The following is a 19,898-nucleotide window of genomic DNA, read 5'->3' on the forward strand; positions in this document are numbered from 1 at the left end:
ATCGGCGGGGGCGGAAACGGAATGTCTGCTACCAATTGGGGTTGGTGCATTTCACGCCCCTGGCATTCACGGACGAGATCTTGCCGGTCTCCACATCGATCTCCCAAGCCTTGCGAAGATTGGTCCACCATTCCGCTTCATCCTTGCCGCTGGCCTCGCCCATATAGCGTAGCGTGAAGTCCTCGCCCTTCATGCAGGCCGTAGAGAACGTATAGCCCTTATTCGGCTTGTCGGTGGTCAGCGCATCGGTGATCTCGAAATCCGAGGATGAGCCGTCCTCCTCCGCCGATTTGGCCGTCAGCACCAGAACCGTGCCGTCCTCGCGGCTGTAGTGCTGTACGTAAAAGGGCGGCAGCACGAGGCCGCCGCCAACATTGGTCCAGCCGTCGAGCTCGAAACTGCCTGTGTAGGTCTGGCCGATCAGGCTCTTGGCGAAGTCCTCGTCGGAAACGGGGGTGTCTTCGGCGGCTGCTTCCGCAGCACTCTCCTCACTCACGCCTGCCTCCGCCGGGGCCTCCTCCGGCGTTTCGGTCTGGGCACTTGCACTGCCGGCAATCGTCAGGAGGAGAGCGCAGATGGCCGCGAGCGACCCGATCGATTTGTAGTTCATTCTACTCGTCCACATGGTTGTATTCTTGCCGGTACGGTGAAGCGGCAAAGCCGCACTCTGGCTCGCGCGGCACCCTATTCAAATTCCTTGCAACATTCGCCCTTAAATTCGGCTCCGATGCCAATGCGATCCTGCCTTATCCCTAACATGGCCCCTGCGCTCCTCGCGGTGGCGATTCTGACGGTCTGCATTCTTGCCCCCCGCGTTGCCGCGGCGGACCGACACTATGCGACGGGCGAAACCGGCTCTCCGCACGCGGTCGCCGTGGACGATTGCACATCGGAACGGCTCAACAAGATGATCGGTCAAACCATCATGATGGGCTTTCCCGGCCGGCAAACGGGGGACCTCGGCGTTGAGGCCGTATCGGCGCAGTTGCGCGATGGAACGATTGGCGGCGTGGTTCTGTTCCCGAAGAACATCGCCGACAAGGCTCAACTCAAGGCGCTGATCGATGGGTTGCGCGGCACGCGGTCCGATCTGCCGCCCTTCGTGGCCGTGGATCAGGAGGGGGGCGCGGTCCAGCGCCTTCGGGCCAGGAAGGGCTTCGAGTGGTTCCCGTCGGCCAAGCTGGTCGGCGGTAATCTCGGTCTCGATGCCCAGGACGTGGCGGAGGAGATCTACCGGCAAATGGCGGTCGAGCTCGCCGGGCTCGGCTTCAACATGAATCTCGGCCCCGTGGTCGACGTGAACACCAACCCGGACAATCCCGTGATCGGCGCGCGGGGGCGCAGCTTTGGCGACAGTGCCGACATCGTCTCGCCCATGGCCGCCGCCTTCGTGAACGCGCACCATGCGGCGAATGTCGCAACCGTCGCGAAGCATTTCCCGGGGCACGGCTCGAGTTCCGTCGATAGCCACCGCACGCTCCCGGACGTGTCGCAAACCTGGCGCGACGAGGAACTCGATCCCTATCGCCGCCTCGAACTCCAAGGCCTGCTCGATGCGGTGATGATGGGCCATCTCTATCACCCGCGTTTCAGCGACCTGGAAGGGTTGCCCGCGTCGCTGTCGGCCAAGGCCGTGGCGGCGCTGCGGAGCGCCGATGGGCTCGGGTTCGAGGGCGTGATTGTCAGCGACGACATGGAGATGGGCGCGATCCGCGAACGCTTCACGCCGGAAGAAGCCGCGGTACGGGCGCTCAAGGCCGGCACCGATATCGTGGTGTTCTCCAATATCAAGCGCGACGACCGCCAATTCGGCAGGCGCATTCACCGGGCGATCTCCGACGCCGTCTGCGATGGGCGCCTGAGCGAGAAACGCATCGAGGACGCCTATCTCCGGATCGTGCGGCTCAAGGACCAGCTCAAGACGGATACGCTGCCGCGGGCTTGGTGAGTACTACTTCGTGCTCTCGAGGGCGCGGAGCGCGCGCGCCCGTGCGGCCGCGTGGTCGACGATCGGTTCGGGATAGTCCTTCCCCAGCACGACGCCCGCCGCCGCTAGAACGGTTGGCGGAACGTCCCAGGGCGTGTGGATATCGTCCGCCGGTAGCCCGGCGAGTTCGGGAACCCATGTCCGCACATACTCGCCTTCCGGATCGAACTTCTGGCCCTGGAGGATCGGATTGAAGATGCGGAAATAGGGCGCCGCGTCCGCGCCGCAGCCGGACACCCACTGCCAGCTCGCCGAATTGTTGGCGAGGTCGGCGTCCACCAGCGTGTCCCAGAACCACGCCGCGCCCGCGTGCCAAGGCAGGAGCAGGTGCTTCACGAGAAAGGATGCCACGACCATGCGCGCCCGGTTCGGCATCCAGCCCGTTTCCCAGAGCTGGCGCATGGCCGCATCCACGACCGGATAGCCCGTCTTTCCGCGTTGCCAGGCGGTCAGCGCCTTCTTGTCGTCGCGCCAGGGGAAGTTTTTGAATTCCGGCCGCAGAGGCTTATCGGGCAGGTCCGGGAAACTGTGCAGCAGGTGGTACGAGAACTCACGCCAGCCGATCTCGCGCAGGAAGGCGTTCGCCCCCTTCTCGATGGCGGCGCCTTCCGCGTCGATCGCGTGGGAGACCGCGTGCCAGACCTGGGCCGGGCTGATCTCACCGAAATGCAGGTATGGCGAAAGAAGCGACGTGGGCGTGCCGGGCAGGGCATCGCGCTGTGTGGCGTAGGCGCCGATCCGCTCGTCGATGAACTCGGTCAGCGCTTCCTGCGCGGCCCGCTCGCCGGGGGTCCAGGCCGTCCGCAAGCCGCCGGCCCAATCGGGCCGCGACGGCTGGAGTTTCAACTGGGGGAGCGGCAGGCTTCGCGCTTCCGCGAAGCTGTTCAGTTTCGGTGTCGCACCGGGGGTAGGAGGCGCGGGTTGGGCAAGGCAGGATTTCCAGAACGGCGTGAACACGCGATAGGGGCGGCCGTCCTTGGTGACGATGTCTTTGGGCGCAAAGAGAAGCCGCCCGCGATGCAGGTGAAACGCGACGCCATGTTTGCGGCACAGGGCATCAACGTCGGCCTCGCATTTCGTGCCGAACGGCTCATAGCTATGCGTGGCATGGATCGCGGTGGCGTTCGTCTCGCGAAGGATCTCGGCCAAAACGCCGTGGGTGCGTCCGGCCCGTACGACGAGTGCACCCCCAAGCTCTGCCAGCGATGCATCCAGCGCTGTCAGACTCTCGTGCAGCCACCAGCGCGATGCCCCGCCGGGGCGCACAGCACCAGGCGTTTCGACGTCGTGTATGTAGAGCGGCAGGACGGGTAAGCCTGCCTGCACGGCAGCGGTCAGCGCGGGGTGATCGGCAAGACGCAGTTCCTTTCGGAACCAAACGATTGCCGGGCGTGTGGCGTCTGCGTTCATGTGTCTCCAGTGGCTGCCAGCGCGGCCTCGTGCAGCGCGCGGGATTCGCTTCCAAAGCAGCAGAACACCACGCGCGCGACGCCGGGCACCTCCGGCAAGGTCTCGCGAACGGTCCGCAGGGCGATCAGCGCCGCCCGGTCGGACGGGAATCCGTAGATCCCCGTCGAGATGGCCGGAAAGGCGATAGAGCCCAGGCCGTTTTCTGCGGCAAGCAGAAGCGCGGTTCGGTAGCAGCTTGCGAGCTTTGCGCCTTCGCCGCGCTCGCCGCCGCCCCATATCGGGCCCACGCTGTGAATCACGTATTGGGCGGGCAGGCCGAACCCCGGCGTTAGTCTCGATTCGCCCGTGGGGCAGCCGCCGATTTCGGCGCAGGCCGCCGCGAGCTCGGGTCCAGCCTTACGATGGATCGCGCCGCAGACCCCGCCGCCCGGCGCCAGTGCCTCGTTGGCGGCGTTGACGATGGCGTCCACGTCGAGCGTGGTGATGTCCGCGTCGATGATCGCGATCCGGCTCTCCATGCGCTCATTGCAGGCCGAGAGCGCCCCCGGATCAAGTCACGATCGGGATATTAAACCTTGAGTTGATAGGAATGTGGAAGCCAGCGGTAGCCGCCATCCGTCCGCCGTTCGACATAGCCCAGCGAGGGAAAGGGCATATGGAAACCACTGACCGCGACGCGATCGGTCGCGACCATGTCGAACATCCGGGCACGGGTCTTGGCGGCTTGCTCCTTGTCGATGTCGAACACGCAATGCCAGTCCGGCCGCGCAAGTGACGCGACCTGGTGGTGTGCGCAGTCACCCCAGAACACCAGCCGCTTGCTATCGCTCTCGATGTCGAAACCGAGATGCCCGGGCGTGTGGCCGAAGGCCTCGATCGCGCGGATGCCCGGCACGACCTCGTCACCCGGTTTGAGGAACGTGGTCTTCTCGGCCAGAGGGACGACATAGTCACGATAGAGGGCGGCCTGTTGCGCCAGGTCTCCGGCGGGGCGGTCGCCGCTCCAATAGTCGTAGTCGACGGCACCCGTGACATAACGGGCGTTGGGAAAAAGCAGCTTGCCGTTCTCGACGAGACCGCCGATGTGATCGGGGTGGCCGTGCGAAAGAACAACCACGTCGATCTGTTCCGGCTTGAAGCCTGCAGGTCCGAGCTGCTGCGCCAGCCAACCGCCATTGGGGCGCGGGACGAAACCGCGTGCGCCGTTGCCGGTGTCGAAGATCACCACTTCCTTGCCGGTATTGAGCACCATCGGCGTGAAGCCGGGCTGGTACTTGTTCGCAGGCAGCAGATTCGCATCCATGACCTGCGCGACCTCGGACTGCTCGACATTGCCGCCGATAAGCGGCCATGGACCGTCAACGAAGGCGTCCGAGTCGGCGATCATCGTCGCTTCGAAACCGCCGAGCTTGAACCTGAAAACCTTGGGCTCGGTCGGGCCCAGCATCGGCGCGGCGGCCATCGCGGGACCCGGCACGCCGACAAGCGCCGCTGCAGCTGCTGTGCCTGCGCCCGTCAAGAAGTGGCGGCGGGTAAGGTCCAGGGTCGACATGCGCGTTTTCCTCCGTATCAATGAGCCGCGGATGGTATTGGAGGGAAGGCGCCAAGGACTTGAACGAACGTGCTACGACAAGCGCCGCTGATGCGCAGCCGGTTTGGCATGTGAGCGAGGGCCTATCGCTGTTCGCCGGCGCCCTTGGGCGCAATGCGCGCCACAGCCATAGCGTCCCCGTCTTCCTCGCCGGACTGTATGAGCGTTTCTCGCTGCGCATTGGCAACGGCACGTGGCAGCGCTGCCGCAGCGCCGTCGTGCCTGCGGGGCTTCCCTACGAATTCGATATGGGCGGCTCCCCGCTCGCGGTGGTCTATGCAGAGCCGGGGCGGCTCACGGTGGGAGAAATGCACCGGCTTGTGGGACCCGCACGCTCGGAGCAGGGGGCTCTCGTCGGCCAGGGCGGCGAGATATCCGTGTTGCGGCAATCGTTCGAGGACAGCGATAGCGCCGTCTGGCTGTCGGAAGCTTTGGAGGATCTCGCGGGCTTCGCGGAGGCGCGTGCCGGGGCCATCGATCCGCGTGTCCGGCGCGTGTTGCGCAGTCTCCGCCAGGACCATTTGGCCTTCGATCGCGCGGACAACGCAGCGGGGGCAGCCAAGCTGTCCGCCTCGCGTTTTCAACACCTCTTCACGCAGCAGGTGGGGGTTCCGTACCGGCGCTACCGTGCCTGGTGCCGCATGCGGGCGGCCATCTCTGCCGTGCTCGACGGATCGAACCTGACGGATGCCGCCCATGCGGCCGGCTTCTCCGATCAGCCGCATTTTTCGCGCGAGTTCCGCCGTATCTTCGGGGCCCCGCCGCATCACGGCCTCGCCAATGCACGCCGACGGCAGCGACCGGCTGCCAACTAGAGACATGGCGTCCGCCGCCGGTATTCCCGCTTGACGGAAGACGGCACTGTTATGTTATATCATCGATATGACTGCAGCCCATCATCATGCCGGCTCGGGCGTCACGCCCAAGCTCTCGCCCAACCAGACCAAGATCCTCGGGTGTCTGCGTGACGCGGGCGAGCCGATGAGCGCCTACGCCATTCTCGACCGTGTCCGGAAATCGGGGATCGCGCATCCGCCGACTGTCTACCGCGCCCTGAACGATCTGATGAAGAAGGGTATGGTGCATCGCCTCGAATCGCGTTCGGCCTTCATTGCCTGCGGGCATGGCGCCTGCGATGGGCGGTTCGCTTTTGCGATCTGCCGGGCATGCGACAAGGTCGTGGAGATTCCCCTCGGCAAGAAGGAACAGGCGCGGCTGCTCGGCCTTGCCCCCGCCGAGATCACGCCTGAGCAGGTTACGTTGGAGATCGCCGGGTTGTGCGAGGCGTGCAGGCCCGCGCAGGCCGCGCCCGCCTAGAAAACAACTTCGGAAGGGCCGTCGCCGTGCCACGGGATGACTCCTTGGAGCCACAGCCAAGCGTGCAGCTTCACGCCTACACACCCGGCTTCTCGCTGTTGCGCGCATCGACAGGCCAGCGGCTTGCGCTTGTCGCCCTGATGCTCGCGGTGCTCTGGCTCGCCGTCCTGTGGGCGCTGCAGTGAGGGCGCCCTCCGAGACGACGCCGTCCGTGAAGACACCGGAACCGGCGGTCAGCTTCGAGAACCTGACGCTCGGCTACGACCGCCACCCGGCGGTGCACCACATTACCGGCGACGTGGCGCAAGGCGCGCTTCTCGCAGTCGTAGGATCGAACGGCGCCGGCAAATCCACCCTGCTCAAAGCCATGGTCGGCGAGTTGAAGCCGCTCAGCGGGCGCATCGATCTCCATGGCCACCTCAAGCACGACATCGCGTATCTGCCTCAGGTTGTCGAGATCGACCGCAGCTTTCCCATTTCCGTCTTCGACTGCGTCGCGATGGGTCTGTGGCGCGAGATCGGCGCCTCGGGTGGGCTCGACCGCGCTGGCAGCACGCGCGTCACCGAAGCGCTTGAGGCCGTTCATTTGTCGGGACTGGCGGCACGTCCCGTCGGCGCCTTGTCGGGAGGACAGTTCCAGCGGGTCCTGTTCGCGCGGCTCCTGTTGCAGGACGCGAAGGTCATTCTTCTGGACGAGCCGTTCCGCGCGGTCGACGCCAGGACGATTTCCGATCTCATCGGCCTGATCGAACGCTGGCACGCGGAGGGGCGGACGGTCGTCGCCGTGCTGCACGATATCGAACTCGTGCGCCGGTATTTTCCGCAAACCCTGCTGCTGGCACGCGAGGTTCTGGCTTGGGGCCCGACGCCGGAGGTACTCACGCCGGTTAACCTCGATCGCTCGCGTCAGTTCAACGAGAGTTACAACGAGCGCGCGGCGGTGTGCGAGCACGACGAGGCGCGCGAAACCGCATGATCGACACACTCGTACAACCCTTTGTCGAGTTTGCCTTCATGCGCCGCGCGCTGGTGGGGTCCCTCGCCATTTCCATGACGGCGCCGCCGATCGGAGTCTTTCTCATGCTGAGACGCATGAGCCTGATGGGCGATGCCATGGGCCATGCGATCCTGCCGGGTGCCGCCCTCGGCTATCTACTGGCCGGTCTCTCGCTCTTTGCCATGAGCCTCGGTGGTTTCGCCGCGGGTCTCGCGGTGGCCGTGGCGGCAGGCCTCGTGGCGCGCTCGCGTGTCATTCGGGAGGATGCGAGCCTCGCCGGTTTCTATCTGCTGTCGCTGGCGCTTGGCGTATTCCTGGTTTCCGTGCACGGCACCAACGTGGATCTGCTCCACGTGCTGTTCGGATCGGTACTTGCGCTGGACGATGCGGCCTTGCTCCTCGTCGCCGCGATCGCCACCGTTTCGCTCATCACGCTGGCCGTTATCTATCGGCCATTGGTTCTCGAGTGCTTCGACCCGCATTATTTGCGGTCCGTGAGCCGCTGGAGTTCACCGACGCATCTGATCTTTCTGGTGCTCGTAGTGCTCAATCTGGTGGCTGGGTTTCAAGCGCTCGGGACGTTGATGGCCGTCGGCATCATGCTGCTCCCGGCCATCAGCTCGCGGTTCTGGGTCGACGGCGCCGGTGCGATGATCGTCGTTGCCATCACGGTCGCTTTCGTGTCGAGCGTCGCCGGGCTGCTTATCTCCTATCACTTCAGCGCGCCAACAGGGCCGACCGTTATTCTGGCCTGCGGCGTGTTCTATCTCTTCTCGATGTTTGCGGGTACGCGGGGCGGCGCACTCTGGAGGCTGATGCCGCGCAAGCACTTGGAAGCCTAGCCCTCGAAACAATCACTATACGGAGTATTCCGATCATGCGTTCCCGATTTATATATATTCTCGCCGCCGCCTCACTCGTGTTCGGCGTCTCGACCTCAGCACAGGCCGCCGACAAGGTGAAAACAGTCGCCTCGTTCAGCATTCTCGCCGACATGGTGAGGAACGTGGGCGGCGACCGCGTCGAAGTCGCCGAGCTCGTCGGTCCCGACGGCGATGCCCACGAGTTCAATCCCACGCCCGCCGATGCCAAGAAGCTGGCAGGGGCGGATGTCTTTTTCGTCAACGGCCTCGGCTTCGAGGGCTGGATGGAACGGCTTGAGACCTCTTCGGGCTTCAAGGGTGCGACCGTCGTCGCCAGCACGGGCGTCAAGCCGCGCAAGATGGACGAAGAACACGAGGATCATGACGAGCATGCCGAGGAAGAGCATGATCACGACGGCGATCATGGGCACGATGAGCACGCCAAGCATGAGGATCACGACGACGATCACGAAGAGCACGCCGAAGGCCACCATCACCACGGGGATATGGATCCGCATGCATGGCAGGACCTCGCCAACGGCGAGATTTACGTCGCCAATATCCGTGACGGGTTGATTGCCGCCGACCCCGACGGCAAGGCGGCGTACGAGGCCAATGCGGATAAATATCTCGCGGCCCTGAAGGCTGAAAATACGGCGGTGAAGACGGCGCTCGATGCGTTGCCGCAATCGCGCCGCCGGATCATCACCAGCCACGACGCGTTCGGCTATTTCGGCGACGCCTATGGTTTGGAGATTCTGGCTCCCGAGGGCGTGAGCACGGCCAGTGAGCCGTCAGCCAAGGATGTTGCCAAGATCATTCGCCAGATCCGTGAGGACAAGATTCCTGCGGTATTCCTGGAGAACATCACCAACGCCAAGATGCTCGAGCAGATCGCCAAGGAATCCGGCGCCAAGATCGGCGGCACGCTCTATTCGGATGCGCTTTCGGGACCGGACGGGCCGGCCCCGACCTATCTCGACATGTTCAAGCACAATGTCGGCACGCTGACGGCCGCACTGTCCTCTTGAGGTAACGCAGATCAAGCGGGGCGGCAGCGGTAGCCGCCCCGTTTTGCCGTCCGGAGGCGCCTTCCTCGCCCAAATTGTGCCTCCAAAAATTATGTTATAACGTATCAACGTATTCTGAGATGGGAGCTTTATCGACTATGGACACCCAACTTCTGGATCATCTCAATCGGTCCAAGCCCGGCCCGGACGCCCGGCTGCCGGTTACCGTCCTGTCCGGCTTCCTCGGCGCCGGCAAAACGACCCTGCTCAATCGCGTGCTCTCCAATCGCGAAGGGCGAAAAGTGGCGGTCATCGTCAACGACATGAGCGAGATCAACGTGGATGCGGAGCTCGTCAGGAAGGGCGGTGCCGACCTGTCGCGGACCAATGAAGCCTTGGTCGAAATGTCGAACGGCTGCATCTGCTGCACGCTGCGCGAAGACCTTCTGCTCGAGGTTCGCCGCCTCGCCGAAGAGGGGCGCTTCGACTATCTGCTCATCGAATCCTCGGGGATTTCGGAACCGCTGCCCGTGGCCACGACGTTCGACTTCCGAGACGAAGAGGGCGCAAGCCTGTCGGATGTGACACGCCTCGACACGATGGTGACCGTGGTCGATGCCGCGGGACTCGTTGGCGACTATCAGTCCCAAGAGTTTCTGACCGACCGCGGTCTCGGCGTCGACGAGACCGATGTGCGTCCACTGGTCTCGCTGCTGGTGGACCAGATCGAGTTTGCCGACGTGATCGTGCTCAACAAGATCGATTTGGCGACACCACAGCAGCTGGCGGCGGCCCGCGCGATCATTCGCTCGTTGAACAGCGGCGCAAAGATCATCGAGACGAGTGAGGGCGATGTGCCGCTCGACGACATTCTCGATACGGGCCTGTTCGATTTCGGCGCGGCGCAGACGCATCCGACCTGGTTCAAGGAGCTCAACGGGTTCAAAGACCACACCCCGGAAACCGAAGAGTACGGGATCACGAGCTTCACCTACCGGGCGCGGGCGCCGTTCGATCCGAAACGGCTCTACGCCTTCTTCAACGAGAGCTGGCCCAACGTGATCCGCGCGAAAGGCTTCTTCTGGCTGGCCTCTCGGCCCCAATGGGTGGGCGAACTCAGCCAAGCGGGCCCCCTCGTGCGGCATGAAGGGATCGGGTTCTGGTGGGCCGCCGTGCCGCAGTCGCGCTGGCCCGACGACGCCGAAAGCGTGGGGGAGGTCATGAAGCGCTGGGACGCGACCTGGGGCGACCGGCGCCAGGAACTCGTCTTCATCGGCACGCGGGCCATGGACCAGAAGGCCATTACGGAGGCCCTCAACGACTGCCTGATCAAGAATCCCCGCAAAGAAGACCTCGCGGGCGGTCGGTGGAAATCGCTCCCCGATCCCTTCCCGGCTTGGCAGGTTTGATCGAGCAGGCTTAGCGGAGATATCCGGGGCCGTGTAAAAGGGTCCCATGACGGGCGGTTCGCGGCGTTGGCTGGTTGTCCTGCTTGTGCTGTTCGGCGCGGGGCTGACCTATGCCGCGCTCGGGCCGGCCGATTGGCAGGTGAGGCTGGGGCTGCACTGGCTGGTGGAGCACTTTCTAGGGTTCTTCGGCCTGACGCTTCTCGCCTGTTTGGCCTATCCGTGGCCCACGCGCGTTGCGGCGGTGCTGCTCCCCATCGCGGTCGGTCTCGAAGCGGCGCAGGCGCTGACGCCGGACCGGAAGCCCGACCTCGCGACGGCGCTCGTCGCGGCGGCGGCAGTCGCATCGGCGGCTCTCCTTGCTGACGCATTTCTTTGCTGGAGAAGACGCAGTGGCCGTTGAGCGCACCGGGCGAGGGGACCGATCAAGGGCCCCGGTCTAGCGCAGGCGTCGCAAATGTGATGTATCCTGGCCTCAAGGAGATCGATGTGACGATCATCGCACGCAAACAAACCGTCGCGGTCAAAATCGGCAACGTGACCATGGGCGGCGGCGCCCCGGTCGTGGTTCAGTCCATGACCAACACGGACACGGCAGATGTGCAGCAAACCGTTGCTCAGGTGGAAGCGCTCGCGCGCGCCGGCTCCGAACTCGTCCGGATAACCGTGGATCGCGAGGAGGCGGCAGCGGCGGTGCCGCTCATTCGTGCCCAGCTGGACAAGCGCGGCGTGGATGTGCCGCTGATCGGCGATTTCCACTATATCGGCCATAAGCTCCTCGCCGAAAATCCGGATTGCGCGGAAGCGCTGGCGAAATATCGCATCAATCCCGGCAATGTCGGCTTCAAGGACAAGCGCGACAAGCAGTTCTCCCAGATCATCGAGATCGCCCTGAAACACGACAAGCCGGTCCGCATCGGCGTCAATTGGGGCAGCCTCGATCAGGAACTGCTGACGCATCTCATGAACGAGAATGCGGAGAGCGCGAACCCGAAGGACGCGCGTGAGGTCATGCACGAGGCCATGGTGCAATCGGCGCTGTTGTCGGCGGCCCGCGCGCAGGATCTCGGCATGGGAGCCGACAAGATCGTGCTCTCAGCCAAGGTCTCGGCGGTTCAGGATCTCATCGCGGTCTATCGCATGCTCGCCGAGCGCTCCGATCTCGCGCTGCATCTGGGCCTCACCGAAGCCGGCATGGGCTCGAAAGGCATCGTGGCCTCGTCGGCGGCCATGTCGATCCTGTTGCAGCAGGGCATCGGCGATACGATCCGCATCTCGCTGACGCCCGAGCCCGGCGGCGACCGGTCGCTCGAGGTCAAGGTGGGGCAGGAACTGCTACAGAGCATGGGCTTCCGGGCCTTCGTGCCTCTGGTTGCGGCGTGCCCCGGGTGCGGCCGCACCACCTCGACCACATTCCAGGAACTGGCCCGGGACATTCAGGACTTCATTCGCGATCAGATGCCGGTGTGGAAGCGCCAGTATCCCGGCGTCGAGAACCTCAACGTCGCGGTGATGGGCTGCATCGTGAACGGGCCGGGCGAATCCAAGCACGCGGACATCGGCATTTCGCTGCCCGGCACCGGCGAGACGCCGGCCGCGCCTGTCTTCGTCGAAGGCAAGAAGGTGACCACTTTGCGCGGTTCCGGTGCTGCCGCCGAGTTCAAGCAGATGGTGCTCGACTATATCGAGCGGCGCTACGGCAACGCCGCGCTCGGCCCGAAGGCGGAGCAGAACTCGCGCGCCACGGCAGCCGAATAGGCGCTACTTGATCGAGATCGCGTCGCCCGCGATCGATACCGTCAAAGCGATCATCGTCACGTTGAAGACGAATGCCACGAGGCCATGGGCCGTGGCCGTTCGCCGGATCGTGCAGGAGGTGATTGCCACGTCGGACACGGCCGTGGAGGTTCCGATTACGAAGGAGAAATAGACGAAGTCCCAATAGTCGGGATCGTCGGTCTCAGGAAAGCGCATGCCGCCGCCCTGCCCACGACGCTCGGTGTAGTACTCGTGCGCGTAGTGGAGGGCGAACATGGTGTGGATGAAGAGCCAGGACAGCAGCGTGGTCAGAAACATCAGCGCGAGATAGAGAGGCTGGGCCGAGCCGCTGGCGCTGGCCGCGCGAAGCCAGAACACGATGGCGCCGAGGCTCGCCATCCCCGCGATGACCGTGAGCACGGGAATGGTGATACGCCCCTCGTCTTGGAGATCGGCCTCGCGGCGGATCCGTCCTGGGTCGGATCGTAGGACCATGACGGTCACGAGGACCAGATAAAGCGCCACGCCCGCGTCCCAGCCAATCAGAAACCGGGTAACGAGCAGAAAGTCGTCTGGCAGTAGCGCGACCAGCGCGACGCAGACGAGCGTGGCGAACATCAGGCGCCAGCGGGCTTGCAGGAAGCGCGATACCCGCGTGTCCCGAAAGCGGCGTCGCGGCGATGGCGTGGTGCTCATGTCCGCATTCGATCCGGATTCGCGTGCCCGCTCAAGACCTCCGCTCGGCCACGAAGCGCGCGGCGTCGACCAGCATCGCCGCTCTTTCGCCGAAAGGTGCGAGTGCCTCCTCCGCCTCGGCGACTAGCCCTGCCAGATGGGCCTTCGCGCCATCGATGCCCAGCAGCCCGACCAGCGTGGCCTTTCCTCTCTCGGCATCCTTGGACGCGGCCTTGCCCATGGCGGCGGCGTCTCCTTCCGCATCGAGAAGGTCGTCCGCGAGCTGGAATGCCTGGCCGAAGGCACTTGCGTAGCGGATCAGGGCTTCGCGGCTCGCGCGGTCGGCACGTCCCAATACGGCACCGGCTTCGCAGGCGAATCGGAACAGCGCCCCGGTCTTCAGCATTTGCATGGCCGTTGTTTCCTGAGGCGAGAACGGTTGCCGCTCCGCGGCAAGGTCCAGTGCCTGCCCGAGAGCCATGCCTTGCCAGCCGCTGGCTTTCGCGAGCAGGTAGGTCAATTCGGCTCTGACGGCGGGATCGTCATGGCATTTCGGGGCGCTGATGATCTCGAAGGCGATGGTCAGCAAGGAGTCGCCGGCGAGGATAGCCGTGGCTTCGTCGAAGGCGACATGTACCGTGGGACGGCCGCGGCGCAGGGCGTCGTCGTCCATCGCCGGCAGATCGTCATGGACCAGGGAGTAGCAATGGATGCATTCGAGCGCGCAGGCCGCCTCGAGGGCTGCGTCTTCCGCCACATCGAACAGCCGAGCCGCTTGGATCAGCAGGAACGGCCGCAATCTCTTGCCGCCGCCAAGCGCCGCATAGCGCATGGCTTCGGCGAGCGGCGCCGTTGCGTCAGCGCCGGGCCCCGGCACGGGCTCGTCTTGGCCCAACAGGGCCGAAAGCCGCCCTTGAACCTGGTCGGCGACGCGGTCGATCTCGAATCTAAAACTCATGATGGGCGAAGGGATAGCTGAGGCTTGGTGTCGCCGCAAATTGATCGCATCACCGCTGGGCGCTAGAACGCCCTTCGATGCAGGACAATGAAACCCAAGATTCCGAAAGCCAAGACTCTGCGCTGCCCACGTCCGAGACCGGCAATGCCATTCCCACGCCAGAGGTCCCTAGCGTTTCCGACACATCCGCCGCGCCGCGGAGCGAGATGAAATCGCGCGGCAAGAAATCCTGGGCCAAACGGCACCCATGGCTGCGGCGCATAGGCCTCGCGCTGCTGATCCTGGTCGGCGTGGTCCTTGCCAGTCTCGTCCTGTTCCGCTTCGTGAACCCGCCCATCACGTCGGTCATGGTGATAGAGAAGCTTCGCGGCGAGACATTGCAGCGGCGGTGGGTGCCGATCGAGAAGATCTCGCCCCATATGCGGCTGGCGGTCATCGCGAGCGAAGACGGCAATTTCTGCCGCCACCAGGGCGTGGATTGGGCCGCCGTGCGCCAGGTCCTCGAGTCCGCAAAGAATCTGGAGCCCGCCCGGGGCGCCAGCACCATCCCGATGCAGGTCGCCAAGAACATCTACCTCTGGGAATTCCGATCTTATCTGCGCAAGGCACTCGAGGTGCCCTTGGCCTATGCGCTCGTCACGCTCTGGCCGAAGGAGCGCGTGTTGGAGGTCTATCTCAACATCGCTCAGTTTGGTCCCGGCCTGTTCGGGGTCGAGGCGGCGAGCCGCAAATACTTCCGCAAACCGGCTTCGGCGCTCACCCAGCGCGAGGCCGTGCTCCTCGCGACGACGCTGCCGAAGCCCAAAGTCCGCAATCCCGCGCGGCCCAATCGGACCCATCGCGTGGTGGCCAATGCGGTCCAGAAGCGGCTTCCCTATATCGCCAAGCGGGCGGATTGCGTGCTGAATCCATGAAAAAGGTCGGCTATCGGCCCTGGTCAGCAGCGGAATTTGTGACTATAAGAGCGCCCAACGACGTGCCCCGCGAACGGCGGTGGCGCCAAGAGGTTCAAAGAAATGGCTGTTCCAAAGAGAAAAGTGTCTCGCATGAAGCGGGGCAACCGGCGGAGCCACGACGCTGTCACGGCCCCGGCCTATGTCGAGGATAAGGATTCCGGCGAGCTTCGCCGTCCGCATCACATCGACCTGAAGTCGGGCCGTTATCGTGGCCGCCAGGTAATCACGATCAAGGACGAGACATAAGAGCGTAAGCTCTTGGGTCTTGTGAACTTTTTTGCTCCGGTGCCGTGGCGCCGGAGCGTTTTTGCTTGCCTGGCCCAAACTTGGCTTCCCTTGCGCCGTCTCCAGTAGGGTCTTGCTAACCAAACCCCAGAAACCGGCCGGAATCGCCCTTCCGCCCCCTAGTTTGGGCCGCGAATGTGCCCGTTGGCCATCACCGATTTTCGGCTTCTTAAGCCTTGGCGACTAGCGTTGTTCGACAAGCAACGAGCGCCCCACACACCGTAAGAGGCGCCGCAGGTGTACGCGTAAGGGGCAGGCCAATGGATAGATCCGAGACCACAACGGCATCCGGCGATGAGCCGCACGTCGAGCTCGAAGAGGTGCTGGATCGCCTCCAGACCACGGCCTATTGCTGGGATTTCGCGTCTGACCGGATCGACTGGGCCAAGAATGCCGGCGCCGTGCTGGGGGCATCGATATTGGCGCCGTTGTGCGCGGCCGCGCCTTCGCCTTGCATATCGATCCCAAGCATGCGGCAGCCCGCTACGATGACGTAAGGCGCGTCGCGAAGGCACCCGCCAATGCATCCATCCCCTATGCGCTGCAGTATCGCTTCATGCCGGAAGGGCGGCGTGGAAAGGCTACAATCTGGGTCGAGGAACGCGGCGTTTGCATCACGGACGCGCGGGGCGAACCAGTTCAAGCCGAAGGCACGATCCGGGTGGCTGCGGAACGCCGCCGCCGCACGCGTCCGCAATCGGTGGCCCCTGGCGCAGAGCCGTCCGGCATTCCGTCGCGCGCGGAACTGACCGGGACGCTCTCTCAGCTCCTGTCCGGCGGCGCCGGCCGAGACACGAAAGGCGCCTTCCTGCTGGTGGGCGTCAACGATCTCACCCGCATCAACGAAACCTATGGTTACGACGTCGGCGATGAGGTCATTTCCATCGTCGGCCAGCGCCTTGCCACCGCCGTGCGGGGCCGCGACTGCCTGGGCCGGTTTTCCTCGAACAAGTACGGCATCGTTCTGCATGGCTGTGACGCCGACGAAGCCGTCGCCGTCGCCAGGCGCATGATCGCCTGCGTGGAGCGGGACATCGCGAGCACCCGCTCCGGCGCGGTTGCCGTTGCCGTGTTCGTGGGCGTCATCTTGCTGCCCGACCATGCGCAGTCCACGCAGGACGCGATCGGGCGCGCGATGCAGGCGGCCGACATGGCCCGCGTCAATCCCCGCGACCGCTTCTACATTTACGATCCGTCGTCACCGCGCGAGGCCGAGCGCAAGCGCACCATCGCCATGGCCGACGAAGTCATACGCGCCCTGAACGATCGCCGCATCGCGATCGCCCTTCAGCCGGTCGTGACGTCGGGCAGCCACGATCCGGAATTCTACGAATGTCTGCTGCGGCTGCGGCTGCCGGACGGATCGGTCCTGGACGCGAGCGAGTTCGTTCCGGCAGCGGAGGAGCTCGGATTGGCGAAGCTCATCGATCATCGCGCGCTGGAACTGACAATCGATCTCTTACGTGCGGTGCCGACCCGTAAACTCGCCCTCAATGTCTCGGCTCTGTCCACGACCGACCGGCACTGGATCGATGCGCTCGAGGCGCTTACGGGCAAGGACCGGAGACTGACGGAGCGCCTGACCGTGGAGATCACCGAGACGGCCGCCGTTTCGGACATGGAGGCGACGGCCAATTTCGTCACTGCATTGAAACGGGCGGGCTGCAGGGTCGCGCTCGACGATTTCGGGGCCGGATACGCCTCGTTCCGCTCGCTTCGCAATCTCGGTGTCGACATGGTCAAGATCGATGGGTCGTTCATCGAGAACATCGGCACGAATTCGAACGACGAGACCTTCGTCCAGACCCTTCTGGATTTGGCCCATCGCTTCGGCGTCCAGACGGTCGGCGAATGGGTCGGTGACGAACGCGCCGTCGATCTCCTCGAAAAGGCCGGGGTGTCCTATCTGCAGGGCGACTTCTTCGGAGCGCCCGAACTGCACGACGACAAGATGGCCTCGCCGAGAAAATCTGCCGGCTAGCCGCCAAGCTCCTCGTCGATCTCTTTCCGAAGCCGCTCGGCGAGCGCGAACAATAGCGGGTCGTGCGTGCCCAAGCTCTCCAGATGCTCCACCGTGTTCAGCACATAGTCGATATTCGGCCCGGCCTGCCCCCTGCCGGCGCGGACGATGCGCAGTTGCGCCTCGAGGTCGAGTGCGCCGGCATATTGGGCGTGGGTCGGATCGGCTACGAAGGTGAGCGCCCTGACGGTTTGGCCCGACCCGTTCGCCAGCGCAATCTCGCGATAGGTCTCCACGTAGACGTCGGTCACCTGCTCGCGCTGGCGTAGATAGGCGATCGTGTCGTTCTCGGCCCCCGGCTCGACGCGGAAGGCAACGCCCTCGCATCGGCCGCCCTCGTCGAGACCGAGGACGAGGCCAGGCTCGCTCGGTGTACCCCGGTGCAGGACCGAATAGATGCACAGGGCCCGATGCGCTCCCTCGAGGCGCGCAGGGCTATGTGCGTCGAATGGAAAACCGGGACGCCACATTAGCGACCCATAGCCGAAGACCCAGAGGGCGTTTTTGTCGGCCTCAGTCGTCATGCCCATGCGGCCGCCCGAAATCGGCGTCGGCGGTGTCTTGGCCCGCATCGATGATGCTGCGGCGGATGGCGCGCGTGCGGGCGAAGTGATCCTGCAGAGATTGGCCGTCGTCCCAGCGGATCATGCGCTGCAACGCCGCGAGGTCTTCGGAGAAGCGGCCGAGGACCTCGAGGACCGCCTCCTTGTTGTTGAGAAACACGTCGCGCCACATGACCGGGTCCGAGGCGGCGATACGCGTGAAATCGCGGAAGCCGCCGGCGGAGAACTTGATGACCTCGGACTGCGTGACGTCTTCCAGGTCGGCCGCCGTGCCGACGATGTTGTAGGCGATCAGATGCGGGATATGGCTCGTGATCGCGAGGACGATGTCGTGATGCTCGGGCGTCATCGTCTCGACGGTCGATCCGAGCGCCGTCCAGAGCGCTACAACCTTCTCGACGCTTGCGTCGGTCGAGCGCGCGCAAGGCGTGACGACACACCAGCGTCCCTCGAAGAGATCCGCGAAACCGGCCTCGGGGCCGGAATGCTCCGTGCCCGCCACAGGGTGTCCCGGGACGAACGCGGCGTGGTCGGGAAGCGCGTCCACGACCTGGCGGACGACGGCAGCCTTCACAGAGCCGACGTCGGTGACGATCGCGCGGTCGGCAAGATGCGGGGCAATCGATTGCGCCGCGGCCGCCATGGCGCCGACCGGCACGGCGAGGATCACGAGTTGTGCTCCTGCGACCGCCTCATCGACGGTCTCGGCGATGGAATCGCAGAAACCGAGATCCTTTGACCGCGCCCGCACGTCCGCCGACCCGTCGAAGCCGGTGACGGTCTTGGCAAGACCGTGCTTCTTGATGCCTCGCGCAAGGGACGAGCCGATCAGCCCCAGTCCTACGATGGCGACCTTGTCGAACAGAGGCTCCGTCATGAAGCGCTCATGAACGCGTTCAGCGCTTCGAGTGCGGCAGCGTTTTCGGCTTCGGTGCCAATGGTCATGCGCAGGGCATGGGGGAATCCATACTCCTCCACGCGGCGCAGGATGATGCGGCGCTCGTGCAGGAACGCGTCGGCTTCACGCGCCGTCTTGCCCGCCTCGTCCGGGAAATGGACCAGCAGAAAATTGGCAACGCTCGGCGTCGACTTGAGGCCGAGCTTCTCGAGTTTTGCGGCCGTGTCGCCGAGCCACATCTCGTTGTGTGCGATCGCCGCCTCTAGGTGCGCGCGATCGCCGACGGCCGCGACTCCGGCCGCGATCGAAGGGCCCGTCAGGTTGAAGGGCCGCGAATGCGGTTCAGCGTGTCGCCAATGGCGTCGGGACAGTAGGCCCAACCGATCCGCAAGGAGGCGAGGCCGTAGATCTTGGAGAACGTCCGCGTCATGACCACGTTGTCGTTTGCCGAAACGAGCGCGGCGCCGGCCTCGTAATCGTCCTTCCGAACGTATTCCGCATAGGCAGCGTCCAGCACCAGCAGCACGTCATCGGGCAGGCCCGCGTGCAGCCGCTCTATCTCCGCGTAGGGGAGGTAGGTGCCGGTCGGGTTGTTCGGGTTCGCCAGGAACACCATGCGCGTTGCCGGAGTCACCCGGGCAAGAATCGCGTCCACGTCTGCGGTGTGGTTCGTCTCCGGGGCGACAACCGGCGTCGCGCCACGGGCCAGGATGGCGATCTTGTAGACCAGGAAACCGTGCTCGGTGTAGATCGCCTCGTCCCCAGGGCCGAGATAGGCAGCCGCCAGCAGATTCAGAAGTTCGTCGGAGCCCGCGCCGCACACGATCCGTGCCGCATCGAGGCCATGCTGGGCGGCCAGCGCTTCGCGCAAGGGCTGCGCCGAGCCGTTGGGATAGCGCGAGAGATGCGGCGCTTCGTTGAGGTAAGCCACGATTGCCTGCGGGCTCGGCCCCAGCGGGGTCTCGTTGGACGACAGCTTTACGATCGGCCCGGCACCAGGCAGCGCGCTCGTACCCGGCACGTAGGGTGCGATGTCGAGAATGCCCGGCCGCGGGGCCGGAGCGGTCGTTGCGCGCGCAATTTTCGCGGCCATGCGTTTGGCAGCCATCGGTTCGGCAGCCATAAGTGTGCTCCTTATTGGGGCCTCAAAACCCTGCGAAGGGCTTGTCATACGGCGATTTCTTAAGCCAAGGCAAAGAAAAGA

The 19,898-nt window shown here is 64.6% G+C and carries 22 protein-coding genes and 1 pseudogene; 14 read left to right on the forward strand and 9 right to left on the reverse strand.

The genetic code is table 11. The features are described 5' to 3' along the window. Nucleotides 1-28: 28 nt before the first annotated feature. Entirely contained in the window at nt 29-610 is a 582-nt protein-coding gene (locus tag DCY11_RS09210) for a hypothetical protein (protein WP_108682641.1), read from the reverse strand. Nucleotides 611-757: 147 nt separating this feature from the next. On the opposite strand from DCY11_RS09210, the gene DCY11_RS09215 reads away from it, so the two are divergent. Beyond that, complete coding sequence (locus tag DCY11_RS09215; RefSeq protein WP_159079920.1) at nt 758-1,948, forward strand: glycoside hydrolase family 3 protein; 1,191 nt, start codon at nt 758-760, stop codon at nt 1,946-1,948. A gap of 3 nt (nt 1,949-1,951) precedes the next feature. On the opposite strand, the gene DCY11_RS09220 is transcribed toward DCY11_RS09215, so the two are convergent. Genes DCY11_RS09220 through DCY11_RS09230 form a run of 3 tightly spaced genes read right to left on the reverse strand, consistent with a single transcriptional unit; the run spans nt 1,952 to nt 4,949 of the window. Further along, the gene (locus DCY11_RS09220) at nt 1,952-3,397 is read right to left on the reverse strand and encodes a deoxyribodipyrimidine photo-lyase (RefSeq protein WP_108682643.1); all 1,446 of its coding nucleotides are present in this window, start codon (nt 3,395-3,397) and stop codon (nt 1,952-1,954) included. Beyond that, nucleotides 3,394-3,915 (reverse strand): O-acetyl-ADP-ribose deacetylase, encoded by a 522-nt coding sequence (locus DCY11_RS09225; RefSeq protein WP_108682644.1) that lies wholly within the window; start codon nt 3,913-3,915, stop codon nt 3,394-3,396. Before DCY11_RS09225 ends, DCY11_RS09220 begins: the two co-directional genes overlap by 4 nt. A 50-nt stretch (nt 3,916-3,965) precedes the next feature. Continuing rightward, on the reverse strand, nt 3,966-4,949 hold the full coding sequence (locus DCY11_RS09230; RefSeq protein ID WP_108682645.1) for an MBL fold metallo-hydrolase: 984 nt from the start codon (nt 4,947-4,949) through the stop codon (nt 3,966-3,968). 59 nt (nt 4,950-5,008) lie between these two features. Here DCY11_RS09230 and DCY11_RS09235 point away from each other — a divergent pair, with 59 nt between their 5' ends. The 9 genes from DCY11_RS09235 to ispG all read left to right on the forward strand — a co-directional run bounded on the left by DCY11_RS09235 (nt 5,009) and on the right by ispG (nt 12,339). Beyond that, nucleotides 5,009-5,803, forward strand: a complete 795-nt coding sequence (locus tag DCY11_RS09235; protein ID WP_245409325.1) for a helix-turn-helix transcriptional regulator — start codon at nt 5,009-5,011, stop codon at nt 5,801-5,803. A gap of 67 nt (nt 5,804-5,870) precedes the next feature. Further along, entirely contained in the window at nt 5,871-6,305 is a 435-nt protein-coding gene (locus DCY11_RS09240) for a Fur family transcriptional regulator (protein ID WP_108682647.1), read from the forward strand. Between the two features lie 62 nt (nt 6,306-6,367). Further along, complete coding sequence (locus DCY11_RS16045) at nt 6,368-6,490, forward strand: hypothetical protein (protein WP_256385619.1); 123 nt, start codon at nt 6,368-6,370, stop codon at nt 6,488-6,490. Further along, nucleotides 6,487-7,281 (forward strand): metal ABC transporter ATP-binding protein, encoded by a 795-nt coding sequence (locus tag DCY11_RS09245; protein WP_245409326.1) that lies wholly within the window; start codon nt 6,487-6,489, stop codon nt 7,279-7,281. The genes DCY11_RS16045 and DCY11_RS09245 overlap by 4 nt, the downstream gene beginning before the upstream one ends. Next, a complete protein-coding gene (locus DCY11_RS09250; protein ID WP_108682648.1) occupies nt 7,278-8,144 on the forward strand; it encodes a metal ABC transporter permease in 867 nt (288 codons plus the stop codon). The genes DCY11_RS09245 and DCY11_RS09250 overlap by 4 nt, the downstream gene beginning before the upstream one ends. Nucleotides 8,145-8,179: 35 nt before the next feature. Further along, nucleotides 8,180-9,196, forward strand: a complete 1,017-nt coding sequence (locus DCY11_RS09255; protein WP_108682649.1) for a metal ABC transporter substrate-binding protein — start codon at nt 8,180-8,182, stop codon at nt 9,194-9,196. A gap of 137 nt (nt 9,197-9,333) precedes the next feature. Then, nucleotides 9,334-10,584: a zinc metallochaperone GTPase ZigA gene (gene zigA / locus DCY11_RS09260; protein WP_108682650.1), complete on the forward strand. Its 1,251-nt coding sequence runs from the start codon at nt 9,334-9,336 to the stop codon at nt 10,582-10,584. A 46-nt stretch (nt 10,585-10,630) separates the two neighbouring features. After that, entirely contained in the window at nt 10,631-10,984 is a 354-nt protein-coding gene (locus DCY11_RS09265) for a hypothetical protein (RefSeq protein ID WP_108682651.1), read from the forward strand. Nucleotides 10,985-11,043: 59 nt separating this feature from the next. Then, entirely contained in the window at nt 11,044-12,339 is a 1,296-nt protein-coding gene (ispG, locus tag DCY11_RS09270; protein WP_108682652.1) for a flavodoxin-dependent (E)-4-hydroxy-3-methylbut-2-enyl-diphosphate synthase, read from the forward strand. 3 nt (nt 12,340-12,342) lie between these two features. Here ispG and DCY11_RS09275 read toward each other — a convergent pair whose 3' ends face one another. Together DCY11_RS09275 and DCY11_RS09280 are read right to left on the reverse strand one after the other, a co-directional pair. Next, nucleotides 12,343-13,035 carry a DUF1345 domain-containing protein gene (locus tag DCY11_RS09275; RefSeq protein WP_108682653.1) on the reverse strand — a complete coding sequence of 231 codons (693 nt, stop codon included), beginning with the start codon at nt 13,033-13,035 and terminating at the stop codon, nt 12,343-12,345. 31 nt (nt 13,036-13,066) lie between these two features. Next, complete coding sequence (locus tag DCY11_RS09280) at nt 13,067-13,972, reverse strand: polyprenyl synthetase family protein (RefSeq protein WP_108682654.1); 906 nt, start codon at nt 13,970-13,972, stop codon at nt 13,067-13,069. Nucleotides 13,973-14,049: 77 nt separating this feature from the next. Between DCY11_RS09280 and mtgA the strand changes: the two genes are divergently transcribed. The 4 genes from mtgA to DCY11_RS09295 all read left to right on the forward strand — a co-directional run bounded on the left by mtgA (nt 14,050) and on the right by DCY11_RS09295 (nt 17,194). Next, nucleotides 14,050-14,886, forward strand: a complete 837-nt coding sequence (gene mtgA / locus DCY11_RS09285; protein WP_245409327.1) for a monofunctional biosynthetic peptidoglycan transglycosylase — start codon at nt 14,050-14,052, stop codon at nt 14,884-14,886. A gap of 102 nt (nt 14,887-14,988) precedes the next feature. Further along, the gene (gene rpmF / locus DCY11_RS09290) at nt 14,989-15,174 is read left to right on the forward strand and encodes a 50S ribosomal protein L32 (RefSeq protein WP_108682655.1); all 186 of its coding nucleotides are present in this window, start codon (nt 14,989-14,991) and stop codon (nt 15,172-15,174) included. Nucleotides 15,175-15,473: 299 nt separating this feature from the next. Beyond that, on the forward strand, nt 15,474-15,710 hold the full coding sequence (locus DCY11_RS15545) for a hypothetical protein (protein ID WP_159079921.1): 237 nt from the start codon (nt 15,474-15,476) through the stop codon (nt 15,708-15,710). After that, nucleotides 15,644-17,194, forward strand: coding sequence for an EAL domain-containing protein (locus DCY11_RS09295; RefSeq protein ID WP_108682656.1), 1,551 nt, complete (start codon nt 15,644-15,646; stop codon nt 17,192-17,194). The genes DCY11_RS15545 and DCY11_RS09295 overlap by 67 nt, the downstream gene beginning before the upstream one ends. Here DCY11_RS09295 and DCY11_RS09300 read toward each other — a convergent pair. The 3 genes and pseudogenes from DCY11_RS09300 to hisC form a co-directional block, all read right to left on the reverse strand. Next, nucleotides 17,191-17,757, reverse strand: coding sequence for a gamma-glutamylcyclotransferase (locus tag DCY11_RS09300; RefSeq protein ID WP_245409328.1), 567 nt, complete (start codon nt 17,755-17,757; stop codon nt 17,191-17,193). The genes DCY11_RS09295 and DCY11_RS09300 overlap by 4 nt on opposite strands. Then, on the reverse strand, nt 17,747-18,673 hold the full coding sequence (locus tag DCY11_RS09305) for a prephenate/arogenate dehydrogenase family protein (RefSeq protein WP_108682658.1): 927 nt from the start codon (nt 18,671-18,673) through the stop codon (nt 17,747-17,749). The genes DCY11_RS09300 and DCY11_RS09305 overlap by 11 nt, the downstream gene beginning before the upstream one ends. Beyond that, nucleotides 18,670-19,787, reverse strand: a pseudogene (hisC, locus tag DCY11_RS09310) (histidinol-phosphate transaminase). Before hisC ends, DCY11_RS09305 begins: the two are co-directional and overlap by 4 nt. Nucleotides 19,788-19,898: the final 111 nt, after the last annotated feature.

The sequence above is a fragment of the Methyloceanibacter sp. wino2 genome, from assembly GCF_003071365.1.
Taxonomy (GTDB): domain Bacteria; phylum Pseudomonadota; class Alphaproteobacteria; order Rhizobiales; family Methyloligellaceae; genus Methyloceanibacter.